This window comes from Mesorhizobium sp. M0663, from assembly GCF_040320585.1.
Taxonomy (GTDB): domain Bacteria; phylum Pseudomonadota; class Alphaproteobacteria; order Rhizobiales; family Rhizobiaceae; genus Mesorhizobium.
In genome coordinates this window covers 71265-87932 of sequence record NZ_JAMYPX010000026.1, presented here as the reverse complement: position 1 = coordinate 87932, position 16668 = coordinate 71265, and the positions used below count along the sequence as shown (strand labels likewise).

At 59.5% G+C, this 16668-nt stretch carries 15 protein-coding genes and 2 pseudogenes; 6 read left to right on the top strand and 11 right to left on the bottom strand.

Annotated features, from left to right (window positions below):
• Positions 1–169: 169 nt before the first annotated feature.
• Positions 170–832: a transposase gene (locus NKI54_RS29315; protein ID WP_352693126.1), complete on the top strand. Its 663-nt coding sequence runs from the start codon at positions 170–172 to the stop codon at positions 830–832.
• A gap of 32 nt (positions 833–864) precedes the next feature.
• On the opposite strand, the gene NKI54_RS29310 is transcribed toward NKI54_RS29315, so the two are convergent.
• The 11 genes and pseudogenes from NKI54_RS29310 to NKI54_RS29260 all read right to left on the bottom strand — a co-directional run bounded on the left by NKI54_RS29310 (position 865) and on the right by NKI54_RS29260 (position 9980).
• A complete protein-coding gene (locus NKI54_RS29310) occupies positions 865–1857 on the bottom strand; it encodes an adenosine kinase (RefSeq protein WP_352693124.1) in 993 nt (330 codons plus the stop codon).
• 109 nt (positions 1858–1966) lie between these two features.
• Entirely contained in the window at positions 1967–3142 is a 1176-nt protein-coding gene (gene metK, locus NKI54_RS29305; protein WP_352693122.1) for a methionine adenosyltransferase, read from the bottom strand.
• 54 nt (positions 3143–3196) lie between these two features.
• Positions 3197–4534: a serine hydroxymethyltransferase gene (gene glyA, locus NKI54_RS29300; protein ID WP_352693120.1), complete on the bottom strand. Its 1338-nt coding sequence runs from the start codon at positions 4532–4534 to the stop codon at positions 3197–3199.
• Positions 4535–5568: 1034 nt separating this feature from the next.
• Positions 5569–6375: an IS66 family transposase gene (locus tag NKI54_RS29295; RefSeq protein WP_352693134.1), complete on the bottom strand. Its 807-nt coding sequence runs from the start codon at positions 6373–6375 to the stop codon at positions 5569–5571.
• Positions 6339–6734 (bottom strand): annotated as a pseudogene (locus tag NKI54_RS29290) (transposase domain-containing protein); the annotation flags it as partial. The pseudogene NKI54_RS29290 and the gene NKI54_RS29295, both read right to left, overlap by 37 nt.
• 69 nt (positions 6735–6803) lie before the next feature.
• Positions 6804–7157, bottom strand: a complete 354-nt coding sequence (gene tnpB / locus NKI54_RS29285; protein WP_352693118.1) for an IS66 family insertion sequence element accessory protein TnpB — start codon at positions 7155–7157, stop codon at positions 6804–6806.
• Positions 7158–7847: 690 nt separating this feature from the next.
• Positions 7848–8120, bottom strand: a complete 273-nt coding sequence (locus NKI54_RS29280; protein WP_352693132.1) for a M10 family metallopeptidase C-terminal domain-containing protein — start codon at positions 8118–8120, stop codon at positions 7848–7850.
• A gap of 391 nt (positions 8121–8511) precedes the next feature.
• On the bottom strand, positions 8512–8805 hold the full coding sequence (locus NKI54_RS29275) for a hypothetical protein (protein ID WP_352549333.1): 294 nt from the start codon (positions 8803–8805) through the stop codon (positions 8512–8514).
• 31 nt (positions 8806–8836) lie between these two features.
• Positions 8837–9047, bottom strand: a pseudogene (locus NKI54_RS36570) (IS1 family transposase); the annotation flags it as partial.
• 169 nt (positions 9048–9216) lie between these two features.
• The gene (locus tag NKI54_RS29265; RefSeq protein ID WP_352693130.1) at positions 9217–9384 is read right to left on the bottom strand and encodes a phosphatase PAP2 family protein; all 168 of its coding nucleotides are present in this window, start codon (positions 9382–9384) and stop codon (positions 9217–9219) included.
• A gap of 29 nt (positions 9385–9413) precedes the next feature.
• A complete protein-coding gene (locus NKI54_RS29260) occupies positions 9414–9980 on the bottom strand; it encodes a hypothetical protein (RefSeq protein WP_352549331.1) in 567 nt (188 codons plus the stop codon).
• Between the two features lie 393 nt (positions 9981–10373).
• Here NKI54_RS29260 and NKI54_RS29255 point away from each other — a divergent pair, with 393 nt between their 5' ends.
• From NKI54_RS29255 to NKI54_RS29235, 5 genes are all read left to right on the top strand, one after another.
• On the top strand, positions 10374–11069 hold the full coding sequence (locus NKI54_RS29255; protein ID WP_352549329.1) for an acyl-homoserine-lactone synthase: 696 nt from the start codon (positions 10374–10376) through the stop codon (positions 11067–11069).
• Positions 11026–11532 carry a lysozyme family protein gene (locus tag NKI54_RS29250; RefSeq protein ID WP_352549327.1) on the top strand — a complete coding sequence of 169 codons (507 nt, stop codon included), beginning with the start codon at positions 11026–11028 and terminating at the stop codon, positions 11530–11532. Before NKI54_RS29255 ends, NKI54_RS29250 begins: the two co-directional genes overlap by 44 nt.
• A gap of 215 nt (positions 11533–11747) precedes the next feature.
• Positions 11748–12419: a hypothetical protein gene (locus NKI54_RS29245; protein ID WP_352693114.1), complete on the top strand. Its 672-nt coding sequence runs from the start codon at positions 11748–11750 to the stop codon at positions 12417–12419.
• Entirely contained in the window at positions 12356–15289 is a 2934-nt protein-coding gene (locus NKI54_RS29240; RefSeq protein ID WP_352693113.1) for a S8 family serine peptidase, read from the top strand. The genes NKI54_RS29245 and NKI54_RS29240 overlap by 64 nt, the downstream gene beginning before the upstream one ends.
• Positions 15290–15298: 9 nt before the next feature.
• Entirely contained in the window at positions 15299–16663 is a 1365-nt protein-coding gene (locus tag NKI54_RS29235) for a hypothetical protein (protein ID WP_352693111.1), read from the top strand.
• Positions 16664–16668: the final 5 nt, after the last annotated feature.

Sequence of the window (16668 nt, the reverse complement as noted above, 5' to 3'; positions counted from 1 at the left end):
GCCAAAGCAACAGCAGCCTGATCAGACCAGATACCGTTCCCGATTCGAAGGCCATCCGTCGAAAGCGCTCGCGTCAACGTGCAGCGAAAATAGCGCTTACGCTCCGCGCTAAGCAGGAAGCGCCAAAAAATTCGAGCGGCGACTTCATTCTCCTATTCAGGAAGGAACTATGAGGCGGCAGACGCGACCATTCACCGTGGAAATCAAACAAAAGCGCAATTATCAAAAATCCGCACGTTCCATCTGGGGCAATTTCGACATCGCCGCGGCGATGGCCGAGACAAGAAAGGAAGTCGAGCCGTTAAATCGTCAGCTTGTTGACTCTACTGTAGTGGCCCTTGATGCTGAACCTTTGCACAAACCGCGAGTGGAGCATTTCATGGCCAATCCCCTGGAGACCGAGTCAGCAGTAGTTCATAGCGAACCGGCAGACAAAACGGAAACGCCAAAACCGAAGACGAGAGCGCGGCGGTCGAGGAAGCCAGAAGCTGAGGCGAGCGCGCCTGCCAAGCCGATATCCGCGACCACTGAAGCACCGCCGTCAGCGCGAACGGGCCGAAAGAGCTACTCCGCGAAGGATCGTGCCCAGAAGCTGGCGCAGATCGAGACCTCGATCGGCGGCGGCGCTACTCTCAAGAGCGCGGTGAAGCAAGCCGGCATCTCGGAACAGACATACTATCTTTGGAAGAAGGCGGCGGCGCCTGCGGCGGACAGTGACGGGCTGAAGGATCTCGTCGCGCTCGAGGAAGAAAACAAGCGGCTAAAGAGCCTGCTTGCCGATCGTCTCCGCAAGGAGAATGCGGAACTGAAGAAAAGGCTCGGGCTGGATTAAGGAGGGTGGGCAGCTGGTTCTTGGCTCGCCACCTACAGCAGCCCCGCCTGCTCGGCGTCTCTGCGCAAATTCTGGCGTGGCCTTGGGCCGATCTGCTGAATGACCAGGCCGGCTGCCAGCGAGCCGAGATCGCCGCACTGCTTCAGGCTGCGGCCTTGCGTGTAGCCGTAGAGGAAGCCGGCGGCGTAGAGGTCGCCGGCGCCGGTGGTGTCGACCAGCTCGCGGATCCTGGTCGCATTGATGGTCACGGTCTCGTCGCCGCGCACGATCACCGAGCCCTTTTCCGAGCGGGTAACGGCGGCGATCTTGCAATCCTTGCGGATCTGGGCCAGCGCCTCGTCGAAAGACGCGGTCTGGTAGAGCGACTTGATCTCGTGGCTGTTGGCAAAGACGATATCGACGGTGCCGGAGCGCATCAGATCGAGGAATTCGTCGCGGTAGCGATCGACGCAGAACGAGTCCGACAATGTCATCGACACTTCGCGCCCGGCGGCGTGGGCGAGCTTAGCCGTCTGCCTGATCGCCTCCTTGGCGCGCGGCGGGTCCCACAGATAGCCCTCGAAATAGGTGACCGCGGCGCCCGACGCCTTGTCGGCCTCGACGTCCTCCGGGCCGAGCTCGACGCAGGCGCCGAGATAGGTGTTCATCGAGCGCTCGCCGTCCGGCGTGACGAAGATCATCGAGCGCGCTGTCGGCGGTTCGCCGTTAAGCGGCCTGGTGTCGAAGGCGACGCCCTGGGCATGGATGTCATGCGCGTAGATTTCGCCGAGCGCGTCGTTGGAGACCTTGCCGAAGAAAGCGGCGCGGCCGCCGAAGGAGGCGACGCCCGCCGCCGTGTTGCCGGCGCTGCCGCCCGAGGCTTCGATGGCCGGGCCCATGCGGCTGTAGAGCAGTTCGGCGCGCCTCGTGTCGATCAAATTCATCGCGCCTTTGATGATGCCGTTGGTCTCCAGGAACGCCTCGTCACACTGGGCGATGATGTCGACGATGGCATTTCCGATACAAAGCACGTCATAGTCCGGCATCAATTCATGTCTCCGCCAAAAACCCACCGGCTTTCTGCCACGCCGGGCGCGGGCGGGTCTGGCCAGTGGGAATGGGCTTTGCGCTTGCCAATCCGTTCGGCGTCGGCCTTCACGGGGCGGCGAGTCCTGCCTCGCGACGCAATTCGTCGGCCCTGTCTGTCTTCTCCCAGGTGAAATCAGGCTCTTCACGGCCGAAATGGCCATAGGTCGCGGTCTTGCGGTATATAGGGCGTAAGAGATCAAGCATCTTGATAATGCCCTTCGGTCTGAGATCGAACAACTCAAGAATGAGGCGCTCGATCCTTCTTTCCTCGACCCTCGCTGTTCCGAACGTGTTGACCATGACAGAAACCGGACTGGCCACGCCGATTGCGTAAGCAAGCTGCACCTCGCAGACGTCCGCAAGTCCGCTAGCGACGATATTCTTTGCGACATACCGGGCCGCATAGGCAGCTGAGCGGTCAACCTTGGACGGGTCCTTGCCCGAAAAGGCGCCGCCGCCGTGACGACCCATCCCACCATAGGAATCGACGATGATCTTGCGTCCAGTGAGACCGCAGTCGCCGCGCGGCCCGCCGACTACGAACCTCCCCGTCGGGTTGACCAGAATTCTGATGCCTTCCGTCTCCAGGTGGGTCGGCAGGACAGGCTTTATGATTTCCTCAATGACGCCCTCGCGGACCGTCTCTTGCGAGACCTGCTCGTCATGTTGGGTCGATACGACGATGGTATCAAGGGCGACCGGGCGCAACCCCTCATAGCGCACTGAGACTTGGGATTTCATATCAGGACGCAACCAGCCAAGCTGTCGTGCTTTCCGGACATCTGCCTGTCGTTTCGTCAAGCGATGCGCGAGCTGGATCGGCAAAGGCATCAGGGTATCGGTTTCGCGGCATGCGTAGCCGAACATGAGGCCCTGATCTCCCGCTCCCTGCTGGAGGTCCTGCCCTCGTCCCTCGTCAACGCCCTGGCTAATGTCGGGCGACTGCTCGGTGAGTGCATGAACGACGGAGCAACGCCGGCCGTCAAAGCCGACAGCCTCATCGTCGTATCCAATATCGATAATCGTATCGCGCGCAACTTGGCTATAATCCACCCGCGCATCGCTAGTAATCTCGCCAGCCACAACGACTATCCCCGATTTTACCAACGCTTCACAGGCGACGCGTGCCTTGGGATCGGTGCGGAGGATGGCGTCGAGGATGGCATCCGAGATGTTGTCGGCCAACTTATCCGGGTGTCCCGCGCCAACCGATTCGGAAGAGAACACGAACTGCCTAGCCATGAAATGCCTCGTTTCGGGTGTTGGAGTTGTATGGTGCATTTTGCTTAGCCCACCTTACCTGTTGGTGATGCCCGGGACCTCGAACGCAGCGCACAAATCGGCAACGTCTCTTCGCACGCAGGCATGGAGATCTTCGTCATCAGGCCGCCGGAGGACGCAGTCAATGAAGCCAGCAATTTGCACCATTTCCACATCGCGCATGCCCATTGACGTCACTGCTGGCGACCCCAGGCGAATTCCGCTTGTGACCGCCGGATCCCGCGGGTCGCCAGGCACCATATTAAAGTTTGTGATGATGCCTGCCTTTGCTAGCCGCTCGGCATAGGCCTTGCCCGATAGTGGTCGATCGCGCAGATCAAGGATCAGCATGTGATTGTCCGTCCCCCCGGTAACCAGGTCATACCCTCGCTCGATCAGTGCCTGTGCAAGAGCCTTGGCATTCTTGACGGTCTGTTGGCCGTAGCTTCGGAAGGACGGGTTCGCGGCTTCGTGCAAGGCAACTGCTAGCGCAGCGATGGCATTCATATGAGGCCCGCCTTGCAGGTGAGGAAAGACCGCCCGGTCTATTCGTCTGGAGAGATTGTATTTGCTCTTTGTATGATACAGGGCCTGATAGCGATCTTCGTTCCTGGACAAAATGAAACCACCGCGGGGACCGCGGATCGATTTGTGGGAGGTGCTGCTGACCACGTCGCAATGGCGCACGGGATTCGGGTGCGCTCCCGCGGCAATCAGTCCGCTGATGTGCGCAATGTCGGCTACGAGATAGGAGTTCGCTTCCAGGGCGATTTCTGCCATTGCCGCGTAGTCAAAGACACGCGGGTAAGCAGTTCCGCCGACCCAAATGAGCCGCGGCCGTTCCCGCTTGGCTGTCTCGCGCAAGCGGTCATAGTCAATCTGCTGTGTCTTTTCATCTAGTCCATAGGGGACGCGTTGATAGTCAGTTCCGGAAAAGTTGATGGCCCAACCATGAGTCAGATGGCCCCCTTCCGGGAGGGGCAAGCCCATCACTTTGTCACCGGGGCTCAAAAGCGCACGATAGACAGCCTGGTTGGCCGGCGAGCCGGAATAAGGCTGGACGTTGGCATGCTCGCTGCCAAATAGTGTTTTCAAGCGCTCAATGGCTAGATTCTCAAGCTCATCAACGATCTCATTTCCAGCGTAGTAGCGCGCACCGGGGTACCCCTCGGCGTACTTGTTCGTGAAAATCGAGCCGTTCGCTTCCAGCACGGCCGAGGACGCAAAGTTCTCTGAGGCGATGAGCTTAAGGGTCGTCCGCTCCTGCCGCTCCTGTCTCAGAAGCAGTTCGTGAACGCGGCAATCAACCGCGGCCAATCGAGACCGTCCGTAAGTGTCGCGCGGCGCGATGGCGCCGTCGGCGGAGTTGTCCATGGTGGTTTCGCGCTCCAATTGGACTGATCTATTTCACGGTCAAGCATGCGATCCCCTTCGACGGCGCGTCTTGTGTGGCTTCGAGCCGTTGAAGGTCTCGTTTGTGATAGCCATCGCCGTGGGGCAGGAGATCAACCAACAGTTGAACCAGCCCGCCGTCCTTACCTCCTGCTTTGAGATGGTACGAGCACCACGGACGTTGTTCGTTGCAGTAAAGAAAGTCGGCTCTGGCCAGCAGCCGGACGTGTCGTACAACGTGCTCACGACGCAGACCCAGAATCTCCGCTAGCTGGCAGACAGTTAGGTCCGCATGCGCGCAAAGGCCTAGGATTCGAAGGCGATCTAGATGCGCTGCCGTCCGAAGGCGACTGACCAGTGTCAGCATTGGTCAGGACCAAGCCACTTGGAAAGCCTGGGCACTCGTCCTACTGAATTTGTCATTTCGCGTTCTCCACAGATGTTGCGGCTTTCGAACCGAATTATATGGTTGATTGTCCACCGACCGGACAATCTCGGTGGCCGTGAAGATACTGTTTTGAGCCGATATGGCTGTGTCGAACAAACAAGATGGCGCTCTTCTTTCCATTGCCTTTAGCGGAAATTGCACGCAGTTCGGCGGGTCGGAGAATAAGCGGCGCCACGGTTTGGACCCCACTGACCTCAGACGTTGCAATAAGCCTACCATTCACAGCGAACCGGAGTTGCTAAGAGTCTATAAATTTCCTTGAAGGATCTGTTGCGACGTTTGCCCAGCCCGCTCGTGCTCCCGGTTTGGAGCGGTCAATCTCGAGCAGACTGACGGTGATGCAAAGATGACAGGAAGGTTCCCTTTCAACCCGATCTTCTTCCTGGCCAAGTAGTCGTGGTCTCATAACCTGAAAATCACAGGTTCAAATCCAGTGCCCGCAACCACGTCTGTCATAGTACGCAACAGTCTCGGTATAACCGAGGCGGTTTTTTTTACGTTTGGTGAGTTTGAAAAGATTTTGTTGCAACGGCTGAATTGGGACACGGGGAGGATGTGCGCTGCCTTGTTAGGCGGCGAAGCAGGGGAACTTGAAGGCTGATATGGCGCGCCCACTACGCCCGCCGCCGTGCCACGCCCAGGCGGGTTGGTCGCTGGCGGCACAGCGATAGATTTTGACCTGGGACGCCGGCATATGGGATTGCGGAAAACGTCGGCGCAGGTGGCTCCAGCAATGGACGAGCAGCCACGGCCCTTGTGGCCGCTCCAGGCGTGTCAGCCGATCATAGCCCTCATAGGCGTCAACCTGCAGGAATTGTCCGCCGAAGCCTTGAAGGAAGCGTTCGGCATGCTCGCCGCCGCGCCCGGGCGCATAGTGGAACAGCACGATGGGCGGGCCTTGGCCACCATGGCCGCGGTCATCGGAGGCGATTGCCCAGAAGAAGCCCTTCTTGACCTTGCCGCGTCCGGGATCGAGCACCGGCGCGGTGGTCTCGTCCAGGAACAGGCGCTCGGCCGCAGCCAGAAGCCCGCGCATGTGGTCGGCGATGGGCTTGAGATGGAAGCGGGCCCGGCCAGCCCAATTGCCCAGTGTCGCGCGATCCAGTTGGATGCCCTGGCGGGCGTAGATCTCGGCCTGCCGTAGAACGGCAAGTGATCGCCGAACTTGGCGACAATGACCTGGGCGATCAGCGCCTCGGTCGGAAGGCCGCCGGGCACCACATGCTCGGGCGCATGCGCCTGCGCGTACGGCGCCCGAGCAGCGCCGGCAAGCGTATCTCGGGCGGCGCGTGACCCAACGCGCAGTTGCGCCGGGATTGCGTCGAGCCGCTCGCTGACATCTTCGCCGATCCTGGCCATCTCGCCGCAGCCGCACGGGCACAGCGTGCTCTCGGGCTCGATGATCCGCTTCACCCGCGGCAGATGGGCAGGTAAGCGGCCACGATTGCGGCGGCGCGAACCGGACGAGCCGTCCGAACGCCCCCGGATGACCCGCTGCGCCTTTTCCTGCGCGGCATCGAGCACGCCCTGCGCGATCTCCACGTCTTCGAGCGGCAGGTGGTATTGATCGGGATGCAGCTTCTCGGACTTGGCGCCGAACTTCTCGTGGTTGAGCTGGCTGACGACGCTCTCCAGGCGGCGGCGCGCCTCCTCGGACTCTGCCAAAGCTGCCTGCGCCTCGGCGAGGAGCGCCTTCAAACGCTCGTTCTCTTCCTGGAGAACCGTCAGATTCATGCACTAAATCAACCACATGATCTCCGATAACGCCATTGGAGACAAGGCACCTGAGTCACTGTGCCACACTCATCCGGCAAGCTGCGGACGCCGTGCCCGCTCGGGGCGAACCAGTCTCCAATCCAGCCCTTCGAACATGGCAGCGAACATCGCCGGCGACATGCGCATCACGCCGTCGCGAACCTCCGGCCAGACGAACTTCGAGCCCTCGAGCCGTTTGTGAACGAGCACAAGGCCGATGCGATCCCACACCAAAATCTTGATCCTGTCAGCCCTTTTGGCGCGGAAGACGAAGGCTGCCCCACAGTATGGGTCGAGGCCTAGCATCTCCTGCACAGCCAATGCCAATCCGTCCATGCCGCGCCGGAAGTCAACCGGCCGGGTCGCCACGTAGATCTTCAGATCGGCACCCGGTGCAATCATCGCGAGGCCCGAACCGCTCGGATCACCTGCGACAGCTGCTAGAGGTCAACCGCCGTTCGGATCACCATGTCGTCGATCACGATTTCCACCTTCGCTGGCGTCGATTTCGATGGCCTCATCGTCCGCTGAGGCGCCGATGGTTCGTTCACCATCAACTGCGCGAACATCGGCGCCACGCTTTCTGGCAGTGCCAGTTGTCCCTGACGAAGGCGACGCCGCCAGGCTCTCGGCCGCAATCCGGGCTCTCTCGGCCTCCGAGCGAACCCGCCGTCCCGTTGGACCGTCCAGAACCTCGAGCCGGCCTGCGTAGCCAGCTGTTGGGACGTCCAAATCGACGTCCATTTTGCCGTCTACTCCCATGTGGGCCCTACGTCTCTCGCGATCGGGGGGATTCTTCGCACATTCACCTCATGCCCCGCACGAGGGGAGCGGCGTAGCGCTTACGATTGCCGCCAGCAGCGTCTGGTCGCCGGTAGTGCCCCCGCGGGAGTTTGTCGGCAGGCGGGTGGGGGGCAATATGGGCCCGCCAGCTCGCAAGTTTCTTTCGACCAAGGCAAAGCGCGTACCGTCTTTGGGCCACCGGCTCGGCCGCTGAATATTCTTTAGAGAAGGAAATCTGACGCGGCCAAATTATGATTGACACCGGCCAGGACGATCGGACGATCGTGAAGTCCGCCGTCGTATCGCCATTCACGTCGGCTTGAACAATCGTGTTAAGACCGCTTTCAAACCACGACACGCTGTCGGCGAGGGTGCTGGAGTTATGACCCGCAAAGGCAAAGGCTTGATCGCCCTTGCCTTCGAGTTCGCGTCGATGGCTGAGAAGTCGAAGATATCCACGTCGCGCACGAAGTCGGTGATGACGTCCGCAGTGCCCGGGCTGCTGTCCGTTATCGCTGTGAACAGAAACCTGTCGGCGTCTTGCCCGCCGGTCAGTACATCTGCGCTCCTGCCGCCATTCAGCGTGTCATTGCCGTTGCCGCCCAGGAATCGTCGAATGGGGTCTGGCTCGTGGTATCGACACGATCATCATCGAGATGAATCCGCTCTGGCTGCTGCGGCTGGTTCAGCTGCATTTTCGTGTTGTCCCGCTGGGACGCCCCCTGGTGATCGAGGGAGACTATGCCGTAACGGCAAGCTTTGACACGGGAACCCTGGCCAGACTGTTGCAGGCGCGCATTCCGTAAGCTCGAAAACCGGACCTCCACAAGGGTATCGCATAAATGGACCACCCCGTGTCGCAGCATCGCTGTGTGTCGTGACGACCAGCAGCTACCTGTACAGCAGGTCCCCAAGGAAACCGTCACAGGACCGGCAGTGAGCCCAGCACAAGAACTGCAAAGCCTGGTAGTGGTCAGTTTGAATTTTCGTCGGCTACATCATTCTTCGCCGATGAACGCGACACGCCGCCGAGGACATATCCGGCAACCCCGCTAAGGATGGAGACGACTGCTTCGGATGAAATTAGGTTCAACATGCGAAGTGAACAGGCGCCCAATATGATGAGTACAACAGTCGCCATCTGAATAGCAGACGCTCTTTGAACAAGTAGGCTAAACGTCTTAGCGCCTCCCTTCTCAGTCTTCCAAAAGGCGATTCCTCCAATAATGGTCGCGCATACAGAAACGACAACAACCATGATGGTCAAACATAGTCCTAGTCGGCTAAGCAATTCGGTTTCAGGTTGCATGCCTATGGTCTTTCTCGTACGCACCGCGTGCCGTTGGCTTCTCAGCTTCCTTCGCCTCGATCAGCGCGACGATATCCCCGATTTCCCAAAGCTTGCCGGTCACGCCGGCAGCCATCGCCGGGGTCATCCGCAGTGAAGCAAGCGGATGAAATTATAGTACATGAACCGCAGGCAACTGCGTTGGCGTGAGCCTCTACTTTCGGCGGACATACCCTAGGCTGAACCGGTATTTAACACATACGGGATCAAAGCAACCTCCGTATGAGAAATCTCGTCCTGTCGAACCGCGAATGGAACTGAGGCGTCGATTGCGCGGCCTTCAGAAAGCCCGGCCACTGGATGAACTGCAGATCTTGACCGTCCCTGCCGTCATTCTTCCGAACCTCGGACCAGGATCTTCAAAATCCAACAAACGGTAACCCAAAAGGCTCCAGCTGCCCATCCAGCCAGCACATCACTCGGCCAATGAACACCAAGATACGCCCTGCTTGCGCCAATTACACCGGTAAGTATAATGGCAATGGCTAGCAAGTACATCTTGGCCACCCCGCTTTCCCTAATATTTCTTACGCAACGGGCGGCACCCGACCTGCCGAACCGGCCGATTGTGAGGTCGCAACTCTTTGGACAAACGACCCAATAAAAGCACCCAAAGTCAGTTTGGTCAGGTCCATAAAACCTGTGCCGGGCTTGTAGAGCTCAAGACTGCAGAAAATTAGCGTCAGCGCGACTGTTAGCAACGGCAATCCCGTGAGTCCCAGTTTGGTGGCGAGCCCGGTTCCTCCCGTCAAACTGCTCAAGCGCACGTATTGATCAATCGCCTTCTCGTTTGAATCGGATATAAGCGCTTCCAGGAGCTTTCGGTCTTTGTCCGGAATGACGTCCTTTTGTGTGGCTGAAGATGAGTTGACAATTCGAACGCCCACAAAAAGCAAAATCAGGACAACGGCCAGACTACCGAGCGCAAAAATCTGCGAACTCGTCTGAGACAGGTCGCGCGTTTGAAGGTCTTTAAATAGAAAATAAGCTCCTATCGCGGCTGCATACAGTATGGCCAACCCCACCCCAGGACCTGCCAATAGTGCGTTCAGTCGGGCCTGCATTCTCGATTCATTTGATGGTTGCTCCGCCACGAATTACCTCCTAAATGCCCGATATATCCAATGGGATAAAAATTGCTACATAGTGAGGCATATGTCGCCATAAGAGTGATGTCTTGAGTATTGCGAGTAATACTGCCGTGTATGGATGGTCTCAGCACCCATCTTTTGTTTTAAATCTGTTCAACAGCAAGATCAGACCTTTTGCCATTTCCTACCGCTGCCTAAGAAATTTCGGCAATGAACTCCGCGAAATCCTCTTTGTCGCGGGCAAAACGTCTGGCCGTCGGCACCACAACGCAAGCTGTCGTTGAGGCGGTGCGGCGACGTTTGATCCATCCCTAAAACGCGTCAACTGTCCGATCGGACAGGTGACGTACTTTAGGACGGCTGCAACTATCCCCGAGAAGGTCAGGGGATCGCGCCATGATTACGGCTCATGTCGTCAATGCGCAGAACAGACATCTCTATGAAAATGAGTTCGACGAATTTCTGCGCCGTCGGCACGATTTTTTTGTGCACCAGAAGCGGTGGCGGCCGCCAAGCCCGGATGGTCGCGAACTAGACCAGTTCGATACCGATGCTGCGACGTATCTCCTGGGTATCGACGACGACCGGGTGGTAACGTCGGCGCGGCTGATCCCGACCAGCGAACCGCATATGGTGTCGGAAGTCTTTCCCCACATGTGCGAGAACTCAGGGGTCCCGAGGCGCCCGGATTGGGCCGAGTGGACACGCACTTTCGTTGTTCCTGACAGGCGCTCTGCCGGACTGCGGGGCACGCTGACACAGCTCTGCTGCGCGGTGATGGAATACGCTCTCGACGAAGGGGTCAGCGCTGTGGGCGGCATCCAGGAAACCTACTTCATGCCGCACCATGGCGCCCTGAAATGGCGGGTCGAGCCCATGGGCATGGCAAGGGAAGAAAACGGCGAGTGGTACATCGTCGCGTATATCGAAGTGAATGAGGCGGCACTGGCCAGTGTCCGAAAGATCCTCGGGATCAATCACTCACTTCTCGTGCGGAGAGGAACGCAGCTGCCCTTTGTTGGGAAGGCCGAAATGGGGAGGAGAGAACATGACCGAGATAGCCTTCGGAAAGAAAGTCAGCGCCGCATTTAAGGACAAGGTGATCACGATCTGTGATGAGTTGGGCTGTGACGCGAGCTTTTTGATGGCGTGTATGGCCTTCGAGACAGGCGAACGCTTTCGCTCGAACACTGTAAACAAGGTGAGCGGCGCGACAGGGTTGATCCAGTTCATGCCAAGCACGGCAAAGGGGTTGGGCACAACTACCGGCAAACTTGCAGCAATGACCGAAGTCGGCCAACTCGACTATGTGGCGCAGTATTTTAAGCCGCAAAGAGGCAGGCTCAAGACTCTATCCGACGTGTACATGGCGATCCTCTGGCCGGCAGCCGTTGGCAAGGCCGAAGCTTTTGTGATGTTCAGGGTGCCGACGGTCCAGTACCAGCAGAACAACGGTCTGGACAGCAACAAGGATGGTGCCGTGACTAAGGGCGAAGCGGCAGCGAGAGTACAGAATAAACTCACACGCGGTCTAAGCGATACCTTCCGCGGTTAGGTGACGACGGTCGGCGGCGCGGGCGCTTCCGTGCCGCGGCTTCTTATACTGCCCAAGGAAATACGAATAGCGCAGGAGCGGGTCCGGAACGACGCGGGGAAGGACTTCGTCGCGTCGAGCTAGGAGCGAAGTCTAACAACTGCAATTCGGCCGCTGTCAGGACCGTACCAACTTGTGGATCGCGATTGAGACATCCCGAAAGAATGGAGCTGGCAATGCTGCGACTGTTGGTTAAGGCGAACTCCACCCTTACCGGACAGACACTGACCCAAGCGCAGCGGAAATATCAGGCTGTGCCGCTATTTCGCAGCATTGGATCTCAAACAGGCCAAGGAATGGCCGCAGGCGTCGCATGGCACGTTCTGTCTTCGGACGATAGCGGCGACAATCCTTGGGACGCCTGCCATCAGTTACTCTCGGATGAGTTCCGTCTGGCTGGCGGCATAGAATTCGCGGAACCGGATTTGCAGCAGCGTTGGTTAGCCGGGGACGAAAAGGCCATGGGCCTCGCGCTAGCTAGAGGCTGCAGTAACGCGGCCAAGCAGGACACGTCCTACCCGACTAATGCCGACAGCTTTTGGTTGCGGAAGCGGGCGTTTTCGCAGTTCGATGAGGCCATCGCGAAAGCGGGCCCGGCAGCTGCCGGCCGGGTACGTGTCGCGCACCTCGATACAGGCTACGACCCTGGTCATCATTCTCTCCCCGCACATATGAACCTTGCCCTCCAACACAACTTCGTCGACTCAGACCTGTCCGATGATGCTACCGAACGTGGCACAAGCGGGGCCTCGCCAATCCAGGCCACGGCACCGGCACACTTGGCTTGCTCGCGGGCAAGGGATTCGGTGCGTTCTTTGTCCTCGGCGGCGCACCGGAGGTTGAGGTAGTGCCGATCCGCGTCGCCAACAGTGTGCTGCTATTCTACAATAGCGCCATCGCACAAGCGTTGGATTACGTCCACGGCCTTTCGGTCAATCCAGCCACTTTCGTCCACGTCGTCACTATGAGCATGGGCGGGCTCGCCTCCCAGGCTTGGGCCGAGGCGGTCAATGCCCTGTATGAGCAAGGCGTATTCATCGTCACCGCCGCCGGCAACAACTACGCCAACTTGCCTACGCGCAACATTGTCTATCCGGCCCGCTTTGGCCGCGTCGTCGCCGCCTGCGGGGTGATGGCGGACCACCGGGCCTACGCCGACCTGGCGCTAAATCTGATGGCTGGCAATTACGGACCGCCATCCAAGATGAGAACGGCCCTCGCCGCCTGCACGCCAAATACCACCTGGGCCCGACGTGGCTGTCCGGAAATCATAGATTTCGATGGGAACGGCACCTCTTCGGCCACGCCGCAAATTGCTGCGGCCGCTGCCCTTTGGATACAGTTGAATGCAGCCAAGCTGGCGGCCTATGGCCAAGACTGGATGCGCGCAGAAGCGGTACGGCAGGCCTTGTTTCGTTCCGCTGCCGGCAGCCCGGATGCCGCTAGGCTGGGACGCGGCGAACTCAAGGCCTTTGCGGCATTGGGAATCGCACCGCCGAGGCCTGCCGACCTGGTCAAGGCGCCGTCCGACAGTGCCAATTTCCCGTTCTTGGACGTTCTCACCGGCGGCGATTTCGGCGCCGTGCCCCCACAGGGCCGCCGGATGCTGGAACTCGAGGCTCTTCAACTCTCGCAGTCCGCCGCTGTCGAGGTCCTACTCCCTGATCCCACCGTGGATCCGCGTTCGCTGACGCCGAGGGACAAGTTGAACATTGCCGACGCGTTGATGGCGCAGCCGGGTGTCTCCAGGGCACTTTGCACGGCACTGAAGAATGGCGGCAGGACGTCAGTGCCGGTATCCCTCGTTGCTCCAGTCACGTCCCCAACGCCGGCCGGCGATGCGATCGCGAGGAAACGGCTCGATACGGCGATGGCGCCCGTGGTCCGGCCGCCAAATCGCCGTCGGTTGCAAGTCTTTGCCGTCGATCCGTCGCTCGCCACCGATATGGGCACCGCAGCGATCAATCGCGCAGTAATCGATGTACGATGGGAGAGAGACCTGCTGCCGGGGCCGGTGGGCGAATATATCGAAGTGGTCGATGTCGATCCGGCGAGCCGCTGCGCGTATGCGCCGGTTGACCTCAACCACCCTTACCTTTTGATGCAGGACGGGCTGACGCCCTCCGAGGGCGATCCACAATTTCACCAGCAGATGACGTACGCAGTCGCCATGCGGACCATCGAGCGTTTCGAGCGGGCGCTGGGTCGATCTGCCCTATGGGCGCCGCAACCGGGCGAAATAAGGGGCATGAAGGACAGCTACATCCAGCGACTACGGATTTATCCGCATGCCATCCGCGCCGCGAACGCATTCTATAGTCCAGATCGTAAGGCGCTGCTGCTTGGCTATTTTACCGCCGCCGGCGACAGCGCCGGCCTTGGCTTGCCACACGGGGTCTACTTCGCAGCACTGTCGCATGATGTTATCGCACACGAAACCACTCACGCCCTGCTCGATGGTCTGCACCGGCGGTTTCGCGAGCCGACCAATCCGGATGTCCTGGCCTTTCATGAGGCGTTCGCCGACATCGTCGCGCTGTTCCAGCATTTCAACTTGCCGGAGGCCCTGAAGCATCAAATTCGAAAGACCGCTGGCGACCTGTCGCAGGAAAGTCTGCTGAGTCAGCTCGCTGTAGAGTTCGGCCAGGCCATGAATGGCAATTATGGGGCGCTGCGCGATGCAATTGGCAGAACTGATAAGCACGGCAAATGGAATCCCGCCAAGGTCATGCGCAGCGACTATGATCCAAGCAAGGAGCCGCACGCGCTCGGTTCGGTGCTGGTTTCGGCAGTTTTTGCCGCTTTTCTCTCCATCTATCAGGGACGCACAGCCGACCTAGTTCGCCTCGCTACTAGTGGCACCGGTATCCTGCCGCCTGGCGAAATTCCGGTCGATCTTGCCGACCGGATGGCCGACGAGGCTAGCAAGGTTGCCGGGCAGGTTTTAGCTATGTGTATCCGGGCGCTCGATTATTGCCCGCCGGTAGACATCACCTTCGGCGATTACCTAAGGGCGCTCATAACCGCCGACCGCGACCTGGTACCCGACGACCCGCGCGGATACCGCACGGCCTTCGCAGCTGCTTTCCGCGACCGGGGGATTCTGCCACCTGGCGTTCGCCATTTATCCCCCGCCAACTTGGTATGGGACCCTCCAGTGCTGGGCCTTGACAATCTTGCGAGCGTGCTCGGCAAGATGGAACTCACCTGGAACTTGGACGGTGACCGCGAGAAAGCCTACGAAGCGTCGCAACATAACGCAGCGATCTTTCACGCTTGGCTTGTTTCCCGCGAGCACGTCTCGGATGAACAACTGACGGCGCTCGGTTTCGTTCGAGAGACCAGTCCCAAAACCATTCCGCTTGCTGACGGCATCTCAATTGACGGCACCATCGGGGGCATCGAGGTGCATTCGGTACGACCGGCACGCCGTGTCGGACCAGACGGACAGAGCCAGACCGATCTTGTCGTCGAGATCACTCAGACCTGGCGCCCAGCCATTCGCGATGGCACCAGCTATCGCGGAGGCTGCACGCTCCTTATCGACCTCAAGTCCACCACGGTCCGCTACGTTGTTACCAAGAAACTCATGGGCGCCGGCCGGATCGCAACCCAACGCGACTATCGCAGCCGCATGAACGAGAACCTGCGGGCTTGCTATTTCGGTGGGCCACCGGCGGGCAGGGAGCCGTTCGCCTTCCTTCACGGCATGAGCTAGGGGCGCGACATGGCACGGAAATCGACCACAGAGCTCAGTGCCGCCCCGCCCAAGGGGGCCGATGCGGCCGGATCGCCGACGGCTGCGCGGGGCAAAATTCGCATGTATCGGCAGGGTCTCGGAGACTGCTTCCTCGTGACGCTGGCGAGGCAGCATGGCGACCCCTACCGGATTCTCATTGATTGCGGGGTGATACTCGGCACCAAAAAGGCTGGCGAGATCATGACGCAAGTGATGGACAATGTGCTTGAGGAGACCGATTCCCACATTGATCTGCTAGTGGCGACACACCAGCACTGGGACCATCTGTCCGGCTTTATCCAGGCAGAAGACTCTTTTGCCAAACTGAACGTCGATAAGGTCTGGGTGGCATGGACAGAAGATCCCAATGACCGCCTCGCCAACGAGCTCCGGGATGAGCGCAAGAGGGCCATCAGCGCCCTCAGACTGGCCGGATCGGCCATGACCATGGCAGGAGACGCCGACCAAGCGGCCGAGATCGATGCGTTGGTGGGCTTTTTTGGGGCTGCGGGAGGCCATTCGACCGAGGATGCCCTGAAAATAGCTATGGCGAAGGCCGATGTGCGCTATTGCCGCCCAGCTGACGATCCAGTTCATCTTTCCGATCCTGACGTTCGGTTCTACATCCTTGGCCCACCCACCGATGCCAAGCAGATCCGTCGCACCCTGCCGTCGACCAGAAACCCCGAGACCTATGGCGTTTCTGCGCATCTGCCGGCCGCTGACGTGGCGAGCGCCCTCTCCGCCGAGGACCGCAATTCGCCTTTCGACGGCCTGCGCCCCATCCCGTTTGCCAGTGCCAGGGGCATGGACTTCTTTCGTCGGCGCTATTGGGGGCGGGGCGAGGACGCACCGGCGTGGCGCATGGTCGACACAGCCTGGCTAGACGGCGCTTCGGAACTGGCGCTGGCGCTCGACAGCGCCACGAACAACACAAGCTTGGTGCTGGCCATCGAGTTCGTTGCCGATCGGGAAGTGCTTCTGTTCGTCGCGGACGCCCAAGTGGGCAATTGGCTGTCGTGGCAGGACCTCTCATGGAACGTGGACGGGAAACGGGTTACAGGCCCGGATCTGCTGGCGCGCACAATCTTTTATAAGGTCGGCCATCACGGCAGCCACAACGCCACTCTGCGCGACAAAGGCCTCGACCTAATGAAGAACCTGCTTGTAGCGGCAGTTCCGGTCAACCATCAGATGGCCCTGGACAAAAATTGGGGCAACATGCCGCTCCCGGCCTTGTTAGAGGCGCTCAAAGCCATGGCAAAAGTCGGTGTGGTGCGTATCGACGAAACGCCGGCGCGGCCAATTCCAGGCATCGCCAGCACTGGCCTCTACTTTGATATCTCGATTTAGCGGTC

What these genes read in the sequence shown, in the direction of transcription:
- NKI54_RS29315 (WP_352693126.1), top strand. Translation starts at nt 170, where the DNA reads ATGAGGCGGCAGACGCGACCATTCACCGTGGAAATCAAACAAAAGCGC.
- NKI54_RS29310 (WP_352693124.1), bottom strand. Translation starts at nt 1,857, where the DNA reads ATGCCGGACTATGACGTGCTTTGTATCGGAAATGCCATCGTCGACATC.
- metK (WP_352693122.1), bottom strand. Translation starts at nt 3,142, where the DNA reads ATGGCTAGGCAGTTCGTGTTCTCTTCCGAATCGGTTGGCGCGGGACAC.
- glyA (WP_352693120.1), bottom strand. Translation starts at nt 4,534, where the DNA reads ATGGACAACTCCGCCGACGGCGCCATCGCGCCGCGCGACACTTACGGA.
- tnpB (WP_352693118.1), bottom strand. Translation starts at nt 7,157, where the DNA reads ATGATTGCACCGGGTGCCGATCTGAAGATCTACGTGGCGACCCGGCCG.
- NKI54_RS29265 (WP_352693130.1), bottom strand. Translation starts at nt 9,384, where the DNA reads ATGTACTTGCTAGCCATTGCCATTATACTTACCGGTGTAATTGGCGCA.
- NKI54_RS29255 (WP_352549329.1), top strand. Translation starts at nt 10,374, where the DNA reads ATGATTACGGCTCATGTCGTCAATGCGCAGAACAGACATCTCTATGAA.
- NKI54_RS29250 (WP_352549327.1), top strand. Translation starts at nt 11,026, where the DNA reads ATGACCGAGATAGCCTTCGGAAAGAAAGTCAGCGCCGCATTTAAGGAC.
- NKI54_RS29245 (WP_352693114.1), top strand. Translation starts at nt 11,748, where the DNA reads ATGCTGCGACTGTTGGTTAAGGCGAACTCCACCCTTACCGGACAGACA.
- NKI54_RS29235 (WP_352693111.1), top strand. Translation starts at nt 15,299, where the DNA reads ATGGCACGGAAATCGACCACAGAGCTCAGTGCCGCCCCGCCCAAGGGG.